We start from the raw sequence: 15990 nt of genomic DNA, 5'->3' as shown, positions 1-15990 counted from the left end.
TGATGATATTTCCTACAATTAATGATGCCATTTCTCATTTATTTCTACGAGTTTAAAAACACGTTGTAAATGGTGATTTTATAAGCATACTGCGCGAAATTTATTTTACACTTATTTTCCCCCAATCAATGGGGAAGGGTTTTATCGTGCTGCGTTCCTGTTATTTGAGTTTACTCGCGGGTGTATTATTGCCCATGGTCGCCATTCCACATGCTAGTTATGGCGCAGAATTAGCACCTATCCAACAAAGTATTCACCAACAGGAACGACAACGCGCCCTGGAAGAACGTCTGGCCCCTGCAATACCGGATGTACGTTTATCTGCACCCTCAACCTCTTTGGGTCGCCTCTCTTTCCCGGCGGAAAAACCCTGCTTTGCCATTGATCGCATAAAAATCAGTGGCGCAGAGCCATTGCCGCGCTGGTTGCCACTACAACGTATCGCCAATCAGGCGCAAGGCCAGTGTTTGGGTGCCAAGGGCATCAATCTGTTAATGAGCCAGTTGCAAAATCGTCTGGTCGACCACGGCTATATCACCACCCGTGTGCTGGCCCCGCAACAGGATTTGAACAGTGGCACGTTGGCGCTGCAAATTGTGCCCGGCAAAATACGCAGTGTTGAGCTCACGCCAGACAGTGACCGCCATGTCACACTGTTCAGTGCCTTCCCTGCCCGCCCCGGTAACCTGTTGGATTTACGTGATATTGAACAAGGGTTGGAAAATCTCCAGCGTCTGCCCACCGTGCAGGCCAGTATGGAGTTGATCCCCGGTACTGAACCCGGTGAAACCGATATCGCCCTGAGCTGGAAACAGAGCAAAATGTGGCGATTGGCGGCTTCACTGGATGACTCAGGCACCCGCAGCACCGGCCGCTATCAAGCTGGCGCGACACTATTTCTGGATAATCCCCTCTCCCTGAGTGACCAGTTCTATGTCTCTGCCGGTGGTTCAATGAAGAATCGCGGTGATAAAGGCACCAATAACCTGACTGGCCATTACTCGCTGCCGTTCGGCTACTGGACCGCCGGGTTGACCGCCAGCAGTTATGACTATCATCAGACCGTAGCGGGTCTGAATGGCGACTATAGCTATCGTGGGGAAAGTGAGAATGTCTCGTTGCAACTTAGCCGCCTGTTGCACCGCAATGCCAGCCAGAAAACCACTTTGACCTATGATGTACTGACTCGCTCGTCGAAAAACTACATCAATGATACCGAAGTGGAAGTGCAGCGCCGCCGCACCTCGGCCTGGCGTGTCGGGTTACAACATCGGCACTTTATTTCACAAGCAACTCTGGACGCGGGTATCAGTTATCAACGCGGCACTCGCTGGTTTGGTGCGGTTCCTGCACAAGAAGAGTATTTCGGCGAAGCCACTGCGTTAAGCAAAATTCTGCGCATGAATGCGCAATTGGATATTCCTTTTGCCATTCAAAAACAAAACTTCCATTACAACCTGCAATATCAGCGCCAAAGCACTAACACCCCACTGACGCCGCAGGATCAGTTCAGTATCGGCGGGCGCTGGTCAGTGCGCGGGTTTGACGGCGAACGCACCCTTAATGCCGATCGTGGCTGGACGGTGCGCAATGATCTGGGCTGGTATACCCCACTGCCGGGGCATGAACTGTATGTCGGTGTGGATTACGGCGAAGTCGGCGGCCGTAGCGACCCTTACTTATTGGGCCACCATCTGGCGGGCAGTGTCGTCGGGGTGCGTGGCCGCGTGTTTCATACCCAATATGACTTGTTTGCCGGTAAACCGCTGTCTAAGCCCGATGGCTTTAAAACCGACTCGGTGACGGTGGGCTTTAACCTGAACTGGCAATACTAATGCGCCTGATTAATCACGACTCTTTGAGAATGAACCATGAATAAGAACCTGTACCGTATCGTGTTTAACAAGGCGCGTGGCATGCTGATGGTCGTGGCTGATATTGCTGCTTCCGGTCAGGCCGCCTCTTCTGCGTCATCAGGTGTCGGGCACACTCAAAGCCGTCGTATTAGTGCATTATCTCCTCTCAGTTTCAGCCTGTTATTGGCATTCGGCTGTGTCTCATTATCCGCTCAGGCCAATATTGTCGCCGATGGTAGTGCGCCGACTAATCAGCAACCGACCATTATCAACAGCGCCAATGGCACACCACAGGTGAATATCCAAACACCGAGCAGCGGCGGTGTTTCACGTAACGTTTATAACCAGTTCGATGTCGATAATCGCGGCGTGATCCTCAATAACGGCCACGGTCCCAACCAAACCCAGATTGCTGGCGTGGTGGATGGCAACCCGTGGCTGGCACGCGGTGAGGCCAGTATTATCCTCAACGAAGTGAACAGCCGCGACCCAAGCAAACTCAATGGTTATATCGAGGTGGCCGGGCGCAAAGCGCAGGTGGTGATTGCCAACCCATCAGGTATTACCTGCGAGGGCTGCGGTTTTATCAACGCCAACCGCGCGACATTAACCACCGGTCAGGCACAACTCACTAATGGCCAACTGACGGGCTACGATGTAGAACGAGGCGAAATTGTTATTCAGGGCAACGGCCTGGACAGCAGCCGTCAGGACCATACTGATCTGATCGCGCGTTCCGTCAAAGTGAATGCCGGTATTTGGGCCAAAGAACTGAATGTTACCACCGGACGTAATCAGGTGGATGCCGCGCATCAGAGCATTAATGCCAAAGCCAGCGATGGCAGCCCACGTCCTACCGTCGCGGTAGATGTCGCCAATTTAGGCGGCATGTATGCCGGTAAAATCCGCTTGATCGGTACTGAAACTGGTGTCGGCGTACGCAATGCTGGAGAGATAGGAGCTTCGGCAGGCGATATCACCATAACCGCCGACGGCATGCTGATGAACAGTGGCCAAATCAACAGCGCACAGCACTTAGTGGTGAAAACCGGCGCTGAAATAGAGAATACCGGGGTGCTCTATGCCAGTGCTAATACCCAGCTCACTACCGCAGGTAAACTGACTAACAGTGGCACTATTGCGGCGGCGGGTGACACTTCGTTGCGTGCGGCTGAGGTTAATAGCAGCCGAAATGCTGTGTTAGGTGCGGGCGTAAAATCCGACAACAGCAGCATTACCAGTGGCACACTGAAAGTAGAAGCCAGCGGCAAGTTAATCGCCCAAGGGAAAAATATTAGCGGCACGGCGCAGAGCTTCAATGCGCACAGTATCGATCTGAGCGGTAGTCAGACGCAAAGCCGTGATGTGGCCCTCACAGCACAAAGCGGGGACATCAATCTCACCGGGGCTGAGGTGCTTGCCAGCCAGAGCCTGTCGGCATCAACGACTTCGGTGTTATATACCAATAATGCCCGCTTGATTGCAGATAAAATAACCTTTAACGCGCAAACCCTCTCTAATGTGGGCGGCGTGATTGCGCAAACCGGAACCACAGATTTCAACCTAAATCTGCCGGGTTATATTGATAACCGTGATGGCACTCTGCTGTCTACCGGCACACTCTCGCTACAAGCCGAAGGTGTAAACAGCAACAGCAACAGCCTGCTGGGCGCGGGCATACAGAGTGATGGCCGCCTGACAGAATCCGGTAATTTGCTGGTCAATACTCGTCAGGAATTAATCGCCCAAGGACAAACCCTCGCCGCCGATACCATGATATTAACCGGCAGCCGGATTGATCTGAGTGACAGTTACACCCAAGCTCGTGAGATGAATATCACTGCCACTCAGGGAGATATCAGCACGCAGCGTGCCAATATACTCGCCCTTGGTACTCTCACCATCAATGCCAGTGCCAATGCCGGGCAAACCCTCAATAATCAGGGCGGCGTACTGGCAGCCAATAGCATCCATTTAAAACTGAGCCAACTGAACAACAATGCAGGCAAGGTGACGGCCAGTGAAGATTTGACGATCAACTTGCAGAGTGATTTCAACCATCTGGCGGGTTCTACCCTTCAAGCTGGGCGTGATTTCACTTTGACCACCGCTGGCGATGTGACCAATAGCGGGCAAATGCTCGCGGGTGGCAAACTCAGCACCGACTCAAACAGCTTACTGAATAGCGGCACGATTATTGCAACGCAAGCCGATCTCAAAGCTGTGGGCGCATTGATAAATAGCGGCGATATCTTGACCAGCGGCCTGCTCAATACCGACGTTAATACCCTGTTCAATACGGGCACCATTATTAGTGCACAGGCCACACTCAAAGCACGCGAGCGCATCACTAACTCCGGCCCGAACGCCCTGATCGGTGCCACGGATGAAAATGGTACTTTAGCCTTACTGGCTCCGGTGATTGAAAACAGTGATACCGTCACTGACACCGATACCGCGCCGACTACCACGATTTTAGGTATGGGTAAGGTTATTCTGGCGGGCGGGCAAGACAGTGGTGGGAATTACCAGCAGGCGGCTCAGGTGCTCAATATTTCCGGCTTGATTGAATCCGGCCAGGATATGCTGATTTACGCCACAACTCTGACCAATAGCCGCCATATTCTCACCGCCAATAGCGACTTTGTGATGGCCGACACGGTGAATGGGTCAGCTTACTGGACAGTGGAAAACCCCGATATACCGGGTGGGCGCTATAGCGAGCCGCCTCATGAGGGGGCAGATAACAGCGATTATATTGGCACCGATTATACGTCGACTATCGCCTATAACAGCATCGATAACATCAGCCCGGAGGCGCAACTGTTAGCCGGCAGGAACCTGACCCCACAGGTGGGCACGCTGGAGAATTTCTGGAGTAAAATCAGTGCTCAGGGTGAGATTAACCTCACCGGAGTGACCCTGCAACAAGATGGCTGGGGAAGTGCACAACGCCTGATGGAGCAGACCACCTCCTCCGGTCAGTGGAATTACCGTAACTATAAAGGCGGGTTATGGCACAGAGATTGGGGCCCCGAGGTGAGCGCGCGCGCGACTAACCAATATGCCTCCAGCCTCACCGCACAAACCGTCAGCGGCAGTGGCACCACGATCAACAATGGGGCTAATCCCGGTGCCATTGCGCCTCCCCAGGGTAGTAACAATAGCGGAAAAGATCTGGCCATCGAGTTTAACGGTATTTCTCTGACACCGCCTAATGGCGGGCTGTATCAGTTCAGTACTGACTACACCGTCAACAGCCAGTACTTGATAGAAACGAATCCTGCCTTTGCCAACCTGAATAACTGGCGCGGATCCGACTACGTGCTGCAGCAGTTGAATAACGACCCCAATGTGATATTCAAACGTCTGGGGGATAACGCCTATGAACAGCGTCTGGTGCGCGATCAGGTGCTGGCATTGACCGGTCAGACGGTAGCCAGTGATTACCGTAGCGCCCAGGAGCAGTTCGAGGAATTATTTGCGGCAGGCCTCGAATATAGTGAAGCCTTCAATATTGCCCTCGGCACCCACCTTAGTGCGGAGCAGATGGCAACATTAACCACCAATATCGTGCTGATGGAAAGCCGTGAAGTCGCCGGGCAAACTGTGCTGGTGCCGGTGGTCTATCTGGCGGGTGTTAAACCGGGCGACTTACAGGCCAACGGCGCGCTCATTTCGGCAGAGAATATCGCCTTAACCGAGGTTCAGGGTTTCACCAATCAGGGGGCTATCAACGCCACCAATGACCTGCAAATCAGCATGGCGCAGGACATCAACCTGAATAACCGCGGGGGTTTACTTCAGGCGGGCGGCAACATGTTACTCAGTACACTGAACAGTGATATTGACCTGACGGGCAGCCGATTAACTGCCACCAACCTGCAACTGGACAGCGGCCGCGATATCATTTTGCGCACCGACAGTGCGCAGCTCAGCAGTGATAATGGGGCCGTCCAGCGCAGCCAAACCGTGCTGGGGCCGCTGGCCAGCATCAATGTCAGCAATAACGCGGTTATCAATACTGAACGTGACTTTATCATGCAAGGCGCTGGCCTCAATGTCGGTCAGGATTTACAGGTCAATACCGGCGGCGACTGGTTGCTCAATACGGTGCAAACCCGCGACCAGATAACGGCAAATTATGGCCGTAGCAGCTCGACCAGTGAGCATATCCGCCATCTGGGCAGTGAAGTGAATGTCGGTGGCGCACTGACCGCCAACGTTAACAATCTGGCCGCCGTGGGAGCCACCATTAATGCCGGCAGTATTGATGTGCAGGCGCAGAATATTAACCTCAGTGCGGCCACTGACAGCCTTAATGTCACCGGTGAATCGTCGAGCAAACGCAGTCGCAGCTCGGTGGATCTCTATGATGAAACCCTGCTTGGCAGCCAGTTGAACGCCACCGGCGATATCAACCTGAACACGGCACACGACATCAATATCAGTGCCAGCGCGGTACAAACTTCGGGTGCGCTGACACTGGCGGCGGGCGGGGATGTCAACCTCACCACCCAGACTGAACAACATGATGCGCAGCGCACTCATACCGGAACAAGCAAAGGGCTGGCGTCCAGCACTACCACCCGCACTGAAGACAGTATTAGCCAGACACTGGCGGTGGGCTCAATGCTATCGGCGGGTTCTATTGATGTCAGCGGTAAAAATATCGTGGTCATTGGCAGTAATGTGGTGGCCGATAACGATATTAATCTGCGGGCGCAAGAGAACATCATTATCGGCACCGCGCAGCAGAGTGAAAGTGAATCTCATCTGCGTGAGGAGAAAAAATCCGGCCTGATGAGCACCGGGGGTATTGGTGTGACGGTGGGCAGTAACAGCACCAAAGTCACTGATACCGGCCAATCGACGTCCAATGTGGGCAGCACCGTCGGCAGCCTACTGGGCAATGTCAACATGACCGCCGGTGAAGACCTGACGGTAAAAGGCTCCGAGGTGTTAGCCGGTAAAGACATCAATCTGACCGGGAAAAACGTCAGTATTCTGGCGGCCGAAAACCAGAGCAGCCAGACCCATACCGTCGAGCAAAAATCGAGCGGCCTGACACTGGCCCTGTCCGGCACGGTGGGCAGCGCCCTGAATACTGCCGTTACCACCGCCAAAGCCGCCAGCGAAGAAAGCAATGGCCGGCTGGCTGCTCTGCAAGGTGTGAAGGCGGCACTCAGTGGCATGCAGGCAGTGCAAGGCGGGCAACTGGCCACATTGGATGCCCGTGACCAAAATGCCATTGGTGTCAGTCTGTCTTATGGTAGCCAGTCGTCAAAGTCAGAACAAACCGTTAATCAAACCACCCATCAGGGCAGCACCCTGACGGCGGGCAATAACCTGAATATCACCGCCACCGGTAACGGCGTGAAAGGTCAGGATGGCGACATTGTGGTACAGGGCAGCCAGTTACAGGCCGGTAAAGACGCCAGTCTGACAGCCAATCGCGATGTGATTCTGCAATCCACTCAAGAGAGCCAGACGCTGGACGGCAGTAACAGCAGCAGCGGCGGCTCACTGGGCGTAGGTATTGGTGCCGGTCAGGGTGGCTGGGGCATCAATGTGTCGGCCAGCCTGAATAAGGGCAAAGGCAGTGAAAGCGGCAACGGGGTTTCTTACACGGAAACCACGGTCAATGCCGGTAACCAGCTCAACATCACCAGTGGCCGCGACACCGTGCTGCAAGGCGCGCAGGTCAGCGGGGAAACAGTCAAAGCGGATGTGGGCCGTGACCTGCTGCTGCAAAGCCAGCAAGACAGCGACCGTTACGATTCGAAGCAGCAAGACGCCAGTGTCGGTGGCAGCTTCAATTTCGGTTCGATGACCGGCAGCGCCAGCATCAATGCCAGCCAGGACAAGATGCACAGCAACTTTGATTCGGTGCAGGAACAGACCGGCATTTTTGCAGGCAAAGGCGGCTTTGATATTACAGTCGGCGAGCATACTCAGCTTGACGGCGCAGTGATTGGCTCCACCGCTACCGCCGATAAAAACACACTGGATACTGGCACGCTGGGCTTCAGTGATATTGAAAATAAAGCCGATTTCAAGGTTGAGCATCAAAGTGTGGGCATCAGCACCGGCGGCAATATCGGCGGTCAGTTTACCGGTAATATGGCCAACGGCTTGCTGACGGGCGTCAACAATGAAGGTCACGCCGATAGCATCACCCATGCGGCAGTCTCCGATGGCACCATCACCATTCGTGACACCGAGAAACAACAGCAAAATGTTGATGACCTGAGTCGCGATGTCGAGCACGCCAACAACGCCCTGTCGCCTATTTTCGACAAAGAGAAAGAGCAAAACCGCCTGCGGGAAGCGCAGCTGATAGGTGAGATAGGCAGCCAGGTCAGTGATATTGTGCGCACACAGGGCGATATCAACGGCTTGAAGGCGGCGGAGAAACAACTTGGCCCACTAAAAGAAAATGCCACCGAGAAAGAGCGCGCAGCTTATATGGCAGAGTTGAGAGACTCTGATGCCTATAAAAAAGTGATGAAAGAGTACGGCACCGGCAGTTCGCTGCAACAGGGTATTCAGGCCGCGACAGCCGCCATACAAGGGCTGGCTGGGGGTGATATGGCTAAAGCACTGGCGGGAGCTTCTGCACCGTATCTGGCTGAAGTTATTCACAATATGACTACCGATGCTAACGGTAAGGTCAACACCGAAGCCAATCTGATGGCGCACGCGGTATTGGGTGCTGTCATGGCACAGGTGAATGGAAACAGTGCGCTGGCGGGGGCTTCAGGCGCGGTGATGGGTGAGTATATCGCCCAACAGATGTATCCAGGGATTAATCGTGAAGATCTGACCGAAGAGCAGCGACAAACCATCAGCGCGTTGGGTACACTGGCGGCAGGATTAGCCGGTGGATTGGCGGGTGGCAGCACCGCAGATACGGTTGCGGGAGCGCAAGCGGGTAAGAATGCGGTAGAGAATAACTTCTTGCTGCAAATATTGGTGCCACCTCCACCGGTAGCAGGGCAAACGCCGCAGAGTGAAGCTAATGCTGTGATATCGCAAAAGCTGGATGCAGCGGTGAACGAGTTTGGTAAAGATGTTGTGACGAAATGCCTCTCTGGCGGCGATTGTCCAGTGGCCGTACAAGTTGCTCTCTTGGCTATTCAGGCAATGATGGGACAAGGGGAGAATGGGCCTTCTAATACTGGTGGTGACCAGATAGCGGGATCAGGGCCAACGAATACAGGGGGAGATCAGCTAGCAGACCAAGGGGCAAACCATACTGGTAGTGATGGCAGTCAGATTAATACCGGACCTGGCCATACAGGTGGGGATCAAGCTGTAGATCAATTACCCAATAACACGGGCAACACAGAAGTTGTACCTAACTTGCCAAATAATATGACAAGTGATGGACATGATAATGGGGCAGAAAAGCCATCTAATATAAAAATGGCAGATGATAACTATTTAAAAAATAATGGCGTAGATGCTCATGCTTTGAAGGAGGACTTCTTGGGTGATGGTAAGAATTCTAATTATGACATCTATGTAGATAGAGACTCTGGGCAACTGTGGATCTTTAAGAAAGGCGGCAAGGGTGAAGGTATACCGACAGGTGAGTACATTAAATAGGATATGATTATGGGTAAAACAACAGTATTGGCATATTTTTCTATTTATGGTGACTCTTTCGATGTTGATGATGTTACCCGGAAACTTTGCCTTCAGCCTAATGAAGTAAGGATAAAGGGAAGTATTCCTGACGGCAGAAAAAGGCCAAGCATTGAGACAAGTTGGAAATTGTCTACGGACGATGAAGTATCTCATGATATTAACGAACAGCTAGATAAAATAATTTCATTGCTTGATGGTAAAGAAAATGAGTTACGGTATGTCAAAAGTAAATATAACGTAAATTTTATTTTTTCATTTGTAGTTAAGATTGAAAATGGTGAAAAGCCAGGAATGAGTTTTACTACAGAAAAACTGGCTTTTATAAGCAAGATCGGGGCTGAGATAGATATTGATTTATATATTTATAGTTAAAAACAATATGGATTAGTTGTATAAGACCTCGGCCAATTGGCCGGGGTTCTTGTATACCAGTTCAGTGGATCTCTACGATGAAACGCTGCGCGGCAGCGCCGTATCTGGCGCACGAAATCAGTAAATATCTGCCCGCCGCTCAGAACCAGACTGCGAATCTGATGGCCCATGTGGTGTTGGGTGCGGTGGTCGGGTACTTTAACGGCAATGTGACAGTCGGTGCTGTATCGGCCTTTACGGCAGAGGCCGCAGCACCCGCAATTATAAAGGCGATGGGCTGGGAAGAATGCGGTTGAGAATAACTCGCTATCGGGAGATCAAGCCCGCGAATCTGTTAAGCAGATTGCTGGAAATATGAAGGGTCAGGTTAGGGATAAGCTGGGTGAAGGCAGACTCAGGCGATGCGTTGCTTGGCGCAACAGATTATGGTGCCGATGGGGCGATGGCTCTCACCACATGCGCCATAGGCGACAGTTACTGTACTCAGGCATTACATGGCGCGCGGTCAGTGATGTGTTGTGTGAAAAAACGCGATGATAGCCTGGGTCTGTGGCTGAAAAAGCACAGCAATCAATGTACTGATTGAAACGGATATTGTCAGTGCGCAGAAGGTGATAAAAGCGAGCGGCAATGGTGGCGCAGACAGCGCCGCCTGCGCCCAAACCAGGCTGGATGTGATAGCGGCCAAAGGCGAGTATGAAACAGGTCCATATAACTCGAAAATCAGCCAGCAGTATGCGGATGCTTACGGCCAGATAATGAGCCTGCTAAATATCACCAGTGTTGATGCACAGAATCAACAGCAGGTGAAGGATGCGATGATCAACTATTTCATGGTTACAAGTCATGTTGATTACCAGACTGTGAAGGGATATACAGAAACCAAGCAGAAGGGAGTGATGTCCACAGAAGGGCTAAATATAGTGGACGCTTGGGTATCCAGCATTAACTAATGACCAGAGACACAGTCGGGAATAACTATATAATAAGAATAAAAACAAGGATAATAGGGGCAGTAATGCAGCGACAATAGCAAACGGCCTGGTTTCAATAGATAAATTCAAGATCAGAAAATCACTATCTACTGATCCTAGAACTTGGCTCCTACCCCGCTCACTTTCTAGTTTGAAGATTGTCCGGGGTGAGTATGAGATTAATTGATATTCATTTTATTAAGGATGATATATGTCGTATAAGCGTTCTATCTCAGTTTTATTTACCGTGATTTTCTTATCTGGTTGTCAACTCGATACGAGAAGTTCTGTCGATGATTATACCGGTGCCGATGCAGCAAAAATAAGAGTGCTGGATAGAGGAATTATTGGGCTTGTTGTTTATGAGCCATTAGGAAATTGTTATAAAGAAGTAGACTCACGAAAGTTAACATCCACTTTTCATCTATCTTTGATAGACCAAGCTGATCAGAGTGTGGGTTCTACAAAGAGTATAGGTATGCAGAAGCCTGGGAAGTTTCAAAATAAAGTTGTAAAAGAATACTCAATTAAATCTGGGCAATACCTGGCTATCGTTAACACAACACGGCAAGAAACCTATTCTGGTGCCACTAATGTTTATAATAATAGTACATACTTTATACCTGAAAAAAATCATGAATATGAAATTCATGTTGAGCCGAGTAAATACCTAAGCAGTCCAGCAAGCGTTACTATTGATGATTTAACGAGCAATGATAAATTAAAAGAGTGGAAAGGCGAACTATGTAAAAAAACAGGCTTCTTTTCATAAACATTAACTTTGGTCAAATTCTTTGAACCACAGTACGATGATAATGATTTTTCTGTTATCTAACCATGTTATGCATGGTTAGATAAGCATTGTTAATAAAACTCAGCCACCATTGCAGAATATTTATGGGAAATAATATGAAGTGCCTTAATTGTGATACCGAAGCTCTAAAAGAATCTGGGTTATGTTTGACATGTGAAGAACTAGAAGCTCAGAAGATTAATGGTATTCTATACTTACCTGCTTTAGGGTTAATTGTGACATTAATTCTAACTCCATTCTCAATTTTCACCCTAGCAAGTATGATGCTAAGTCACTTTGAGAATACTGGAATTGTCACTTATTACGGTATATTCGCATTCTTATGTATTTTGATATATTTTGCTATGGCGGTTATTGCAGCACTGGCTTTTTTTAGAAGAAAGAAAATAACAAAAAAATTAATGATTACTTATTATATTGTTAATTTTATCACCACAGCCGGAATGACCGTCCTCCCCGCAGCCTTATTTAATCTATCCTTAGATAGTAATGATATTCGTACCATAAGTTCAGCGATTGTTGGTATATTCGCGTGGATACCTTATTTCATTCTATCAAAACGTATTCCTGTCGTATTTCATAAGTAGATTATTTGCACGAACTGTAACCCTTTACGAAGAACACACCTTGATCGCCTATACCGGAACTGTGTGATGCAGAACCGGTAAGCCACATCACTTACGCAAGTGAAAATTTATCCGAACCAATAAACCACCTAATAATTCACTGTGCAATAACTCTGGGCGGGTCTTATGGTACGTCGTAATGTCTTTTACCAAGGCTAACCCCAAACCAGCCCCTGGCTGCTCACCCACATTGTCCAGTCGGTGAAAGGGTATCAGCGCTTGCACGGCTTCATCTTGTCCAATACCGGGACCACTGTCCTCTATTTCCAACAAACAGCCCTCAACTTCACTGCCTATAACCAACCGTACCGTCACCACACCTTGCTTTGGCGTGTATTTCAACGCGTTGTCCAGCAGGTTGTCACACAGTTCGGTCAGCAACAAAGCATCCCCCTCGATCCAGCACTCGGACGCCCCCTCATAGCCCAGATCAATCTGCTTGCTACGGGCTTGGGCAAGATGAGCAAAACACGCATCTCGTAATAGTGGGCCGAGATTAACCGGTTGTAATCTGCGCTCGTGCACTTTCATCCGTGATAACTGCAATAACCGATCCGTCAGGGAAACCGTGTGATCCAGCGTCCCGCGCATCGCTAATAGGCTTTCACGCCATTGTTGCGAATCGTCGCTGGCCAGAGCCACCGCCACCTGCGTTTTCAATACCGTTAGCGGTGTACGCAATTGATGAGAAGCATCGGCACTAAAGCGCCCCTGCCGTGCCACCATTTCCCGTAAACGCTCGATGTAGCGATCAAACGCCAATAACAAAGGTTCCATTTCTGACCATGGCAACACTTTGGGGAGCGGGGTCAGTTCACCAGGATCGCGACGCAGCATCAGACCGGACAGCTTGCGTAATGGCTTAAGAATACCTTTGAGTAAGATATACGCCATTATCAGTGTCAATAGCACCAGTGTACCTTGGGTCAAAACTGCCGACATCATGATCTGCTGTGCCAGGTCATGGCGGGAAGCTAGCGTTTCAGCCACCAGCACCATCGCCATACCCATAACTCCGGACTCATTAACGGGTTGATAAAGTGCCGCCACGCGTATGGGTTTGCCTCGGTACTCGGCATCATAAAAATGTACCAATGCAGGGTAGAGCAAAGATCGCGGCGTATTGGGTGGGAAAGGCGGTAAATCATTGTAGCCCGCAATACTTTTTCCCTCTGGCGTAATCACCTGATAGTAAAGCTGATCATTCATATTACGTTCAAAGCTGTCGAGGACAATATAAGGGACATCAACCTCTAGCTGCCCATGACGGACAACCAGCCGCTCCGCCACCGTCCGGGCAGAAGCTAATAGGGTACGGTCATAAGCTAACGTGGCTGCATTCATGGCACTGATATAGTGGGTATAAATAGAAATCCCGCCCAAAATCAATAAGGGTACGCCAAAAAACAGCAGTAATTGATGAAACAGCGAACGCGGTGCCTTAAACCATCGTGACGTAATAGTATTAGAGCGCTCCATCGGCACATTCCAAACTGTAACCTAAACCGCGTAAGGTCTGGATAGACACGTTAGCGCCGTGGAGCTTTTTACGTACCCGATGCACATACAGTTCAATACTTTCTGGATTAGCATCATCGGATAAGGTAAATACCTGCTCAAACAGTTGTTGCTTGGCAACCGGTCTCCCCCGGCGATGCATCAGTGAAGTTAATACTGCCGATTCCCGCGGTGTCAGCGCCAATGGCTTATCAGCTAGCAGAAAGTATCCTTCGTCGTGGTAGGTCAAATCACCAAACTGCACCACCTGCCCGTTCCCACCGACACTACGCCGTAATAGAGCACGTATCCGCGCCTCCAGCTCATCCATTTCGAACGGTTTCGTCAAATAATCATCAGCCCCCAAGTTCAGTCCTTTCACTCGGTCTGCCACTTCCGTTCTGGCGGTTAGCAACAATACAGGCAGCGTTTGCCCACGTTTACGTAGCCGTGCCAGCAGGTCTAACCCGTTCAGGCGCGGCAATGCTACATCCAATACCACCAGTGCGTAATTTTCGTTTTGCAGCAAATGATCGGCGGCAACACCATCATTTGCCACATCCACAGCGAAGCCCACATGGGTCAATGCTTTTTGTAACCAGTGAGATAACTCGGGATGATCTTCTACCAACAAGAGACGCATATCACATCCTGCACTTTTTCCTGCCCATTGAAAGGTAACTGAAAGGTTAATCTATTAACAATTCAGCAACCTCGCAATCGCGGGAAAGCTCACAGTTTAGAAGAAAATAATAAGGGAATAATATGAAAAGAATAATTACCCGCACCTTAGTCGCCTCAGTTTTAATACTAACGGCGCAAATGGCACAAGCTCTCGATGCACCCGGCAGAACCGAATGTATTGCTCCAGCCAAACCCGGCGGCGGCTTTGACCTGACCTGTAAATTGATTCAGGTTTCCCTGCAAGAGACTAAAGCGATTGAGCGCCCGATGCGGGTAACTTATATGCCAGGTGGTGTCGGAGCAGTAGCCTATAACGCCATTGTGGCGCAACGCCCGGCAGAATTCGGCACCGTGGTCGCATTCTCCGGCGGTTCTTTACTGAATCTGGCACAAAATAAATTTGGCCGTTATAGCCCTGACGATGTGAAGTGGCTGGCGGCCATCGGTACTGACTACGGCATGATCGCCGTGCGGGCTGACTCTCCCTATAAAACGCTAAAAGATCTGATGGATGCCTTTAAACAGGATCCTAATAGTGTGGTATTCGGAGCCGGTGCCTCAATTGGCAGCCAGGACTGGATGAAAACAGCGTTACTGGCCCGCGAGGTGGGCGTCGATCCCCATAAAATGCGCTACGTGGCTTTTGAGGGTGGCGGCGAACCGGTTACCGCATTGTTAGGCAACCATATTCAGGCAGTATCCGGGGATTTAAGTGAAATGGTGCCCTATCTGGCAGGCGACAAACTACGGGTGTTGGCCGTTTATGCTGAACAACGCCTGCCCGGTCAACTCGCTGATATTCCAACCGCTAAAGAACAAGGTTTTAATTTAGTCTGGCCGATTATTCGTGGTTTCTATCTGGGGCCGAAGGTCAGTGAGGCCGAATATCAGTGGTGGACCGATACCTTTAACACTCTGGTACAAACTGACGAGTTCAAAAAACAGCGTGAATTACGCGGCTTATTTGAGTTCAACCTAACTGGCAAAGAGCTGGATGTTTATGTCAAAAAACAGATAGAACAATATCGTGAACAAGCTAAAGCATTCGGGCTGGCCAAATAATTAAGGAGAAAGATAATGAGCGATCGTATTTTTGCCAGTATCTGGATCCTACTCTGCATCAGCGGCTTATTTATCGGCTGGGGAATTCAAAGCGAATACACTTACGAGCCGCTAGGCCCGCGCCCTTTCCCCATGGCCATTCTGGCATTAATGACTCTTTGCTCGGCACTATTGCTGCTGCGTAAACCTGATGTTATCGCCTGGCCGCACGCCAGAGTATTACAGCGTTTATTGGTGATGGTCATTACGCTGGTGCTCTATGCCTGGGGGTTTGAGTCGCTTGGATTCCCACTGGCGACCGCCCTGCTAACATTCAGTATCGCATTGTTATTTGGGGCAAAAATATGGGTCGCTGCGCTGTCCGGCGTGGTTCTGGGCACGTCATTATTCTACGCCTTTGACTATTTACTTGATGTCACCCTACCGCTTGGTGTTTGGCTGAGCTAACGAGG

12 protein-coding genes are annotated in these 15990 nt (G+C 50.3%); 10 read left to right on the top strand and 2 right to left on the bottom strand.

The features are described from left to right. Positions 1-128 precede the first annotated feature (128 nt). From DJ58_RS06260 to DJ58_RS0121880, 8 genes are all read left to right on the top strand, one after another. The gene (locus tag DJ58_RS06260) at positions 129-1835 is read left to right on the top strand and encodes a ShlB/FhaC/HecB family hemolysin secretion/activation protein (RefSeq protein WP_004712736.1); all 1707 of its coding nucleotides are present in this window, start codon (positions 129-131) and stop codon (positions 1833-1835) included. A gap of 36 nt (positions 1836-1871) precedes the next feature. Continuing rightward, positions 1872-9467, top strand: a complete 7596-nt coding sequence (locus DJ58_RS06265; RefSeq protein ID WP_080725786.1) for a hemagglutinin repeat-containing protein — start codon at positions 1872-1874, stop codon at positions 9465-9467. A 9-nt stretch (positions 9468-9476) separates the two neighbouring features. Beyond that, positions 9477-9881: a DUF4279 domain-containing protein gene (locus DJ58_RS06270; protein WP_032910499.1), complete on the top strand. Its 405-nt coding sequence runs from the start codon at positions 9477-9479 to the stop codon at positions 9879-9881. Between the two features lie 77 nt (positions 9882-9958). Next, positions 9959-10177, top strand: a complete 219-nt coding sequence (locus DJ58_RS23750; protein ID WP_004707139.1) for a hypothetical protein — start codon at positions 9959-9961, stop codon at positions 10175-10177. Positions 10178-10263: 86 nt separating this feature from the next. Further along, positions 10264-10467, top strand: a complete 204-nt coding sequence (locus DJ58_RS22235) for a hypothetical protein (RefSeq protein WP_004707138.1) — start codon at positions 10264-10266, stop codon at positions 10465-10467. A 25-nt stretch (positions 10468-10492) separates the two neighbouring features. Continuing rightward, a complete protein-coding gene (locus DJ58_RS0121885) occupies positions 10493-10834 on the top strand; it encodes a hypothetical protein (RefSeq protein WP_004707137.1) in 342 nt (113 codons plus the stop codon). A gap of 232 nt (positions 10835-11066) precedes the next feature. Next, the gene (locus DJ58_RS06280; protein WP_032910497.1) at positions 11067-11627 is read left to right on the top strand and encodes a hypothetical protein; all 561 of its coding nucleotides are present in this window, start codon (positions 11067-11069) and stop codon (positions 11625-11627) included. Positions 11628-11752: 125 nt separating this feature from the next. Continuing rightward, positions 11753-12256, top strand: a complete 504-nt coding sequence (locus tag DJ58_RS0121880) for a DUF2569 domain-containing protein (protein WP_226977638.1) — start codon at positions 11753-11755, stop codon at positions 12254-12256. Positions 12257-12343: 87 nt separating this feature from the next. Here DJ58_RS0121880 and DJ58_RS06285 read toward each other — a convergent pair whose 3' ends face one another. Both DJ58_RS06285 and tctD read right to left on the bottom strand, forming a co-directional pair. Then, positions 12344-13774, bottom strand: coding sequence for a sensor histidine kinase (locus DJ58_RS06285; RefSeq protein WP_032910493.1), 1431 nt, complete (start codon positions 13772-13774; stop codon positions 12344-12346). Then, a complete protein-coding gene (tctD, locus tag DJ58_RS06290; protein WP_032910490.1) occupies positions 13761-14435 on the bottom strand; it encodes a transcriptional regulator TctD in 675 nt (224 codons plus the stop codon). The genes DJ58_RS06285 and tctD overlap by 14 nt, the downstream gene beginning before the upstream one ends. 122 nt (positions 14436-14557) lie before the next feature. On the opposite strand from tctD, the gene DJ58_RS06295 reads away from it, so the two are divergent. After that, the gene (locus tag DJ58_RS06295) at positions 14558-15538 is read left to right on the top strand and encodes a Bug family tripartite tricarboxylate transporter substrate binding protein (RefSeq protein WP_004707132.1); all 981 of its coding nucleotides are present in this window, start codon (positions 14558-14560) and stop codon (positions 15536-15538) included. A gap of 15 nt (positions 15539-15553) precedes the next feature. Then, positions 15554-15985, top strand: coding sequence for a tripartite tricarboxylate transporter TctB family protein (locus DJ58_RS06300; protein WP_004707131.1), 432 nt, complete (start codon positions 15554-15556; stop codon positions 15983-15985). Positions 15986-15990: the final 5 nt, after the last annotated feature.

It is taken from the genome of Yersinia frederiksenii ATCC 33641, assembly GCF_000754805.1.
Taxonomy (GTDB): domain Bacteria; phylum Pseudomonadota; class Gammaproteobacteria; order Enterobacterales; family Enterobacteriaceae; genus Yersinia; species Yersinia frederiksenii.
This window is presented reverse-complemented; position numbering and strand designations above follow the sequence as displayed.

What these genes read in the sequence shown, in the direction of transcription:
- DJ58_RS06260 (WP_004712736.1), top strand. Translation starts at nt 129, where the DNA reads ATGGGGAAGGGTTTTATCGTGCTGCGTTCCTGTTATTTGAGTTTACTC.
- DJ58_RS06265 (WP_080725786.1), top strand. Translation starts at nt 1,872, where the DNA reads ATGAATAAGAACCTGTACCGTATCGTGTTTAACAAGGCGCGTGGCATG.
- DJ58_RS06270 (WP_032910499.1), top strand. Translation starts at nt 9,477, where the DNA reads ATGGGTAAAACAACAGTATTGGCATATTTTTCTATTTATGGTGACTCT.
- DJ58_RS23750 (WP_004707139.1), top strand. Translation starts at nt 9,959, where the DNA reads ATGAAACGCTGCGCGGCAGCGCCGTATCTGGCGCACGAAATCAGTAAA.
- DJ58_RS06280 (WP_032910497.1), top strand. Translation starts at nt 11,067, where the DNA reads ATGTCGTATAAGCGTTCTATCTCAGTTTTATTTACCGTGATTTTCTTA.
- DJ58_RS0121880 (WP_226977638.1), top strand. Translation starts at nt 11,753, where the DNA reads ATGGGAAATAATATGAAGTGCCTTAATTGTGATACCGAAGCTCTAAAA.
- DJ58_RS06285 (WP_032910493.1), bottom strand. Translation starts at nt 13,774, where the DNA reads ATGGAGCGCTCTAATACTATTACGTCACGATGGTTTAAGGCACCGCGT.
- tctD (WP_032910490.1), bottom strand. Translation starts at nt 14,435, where the DNA reads ATGCGTCTCTTGTTGGTAGAAGATCATCCCGAGTTATCTCACTGGTTA.
- DJ58_RS06295 (WP_004707132.1), top strand. Translation starts at nt 14,558, where the DNA reads ATGAAAAGAATAATTACCCGCACCTTAGTCGCCTCAGTTTTAATACTA.
- DJ58_RS06300 (WP_004707131.1), top strand. Translation starts at nt 15,554, where the DNA reads ATGAGCGATCGTATTTTTGCCAGTATCTGGATCCTACTCTGCATCAGC.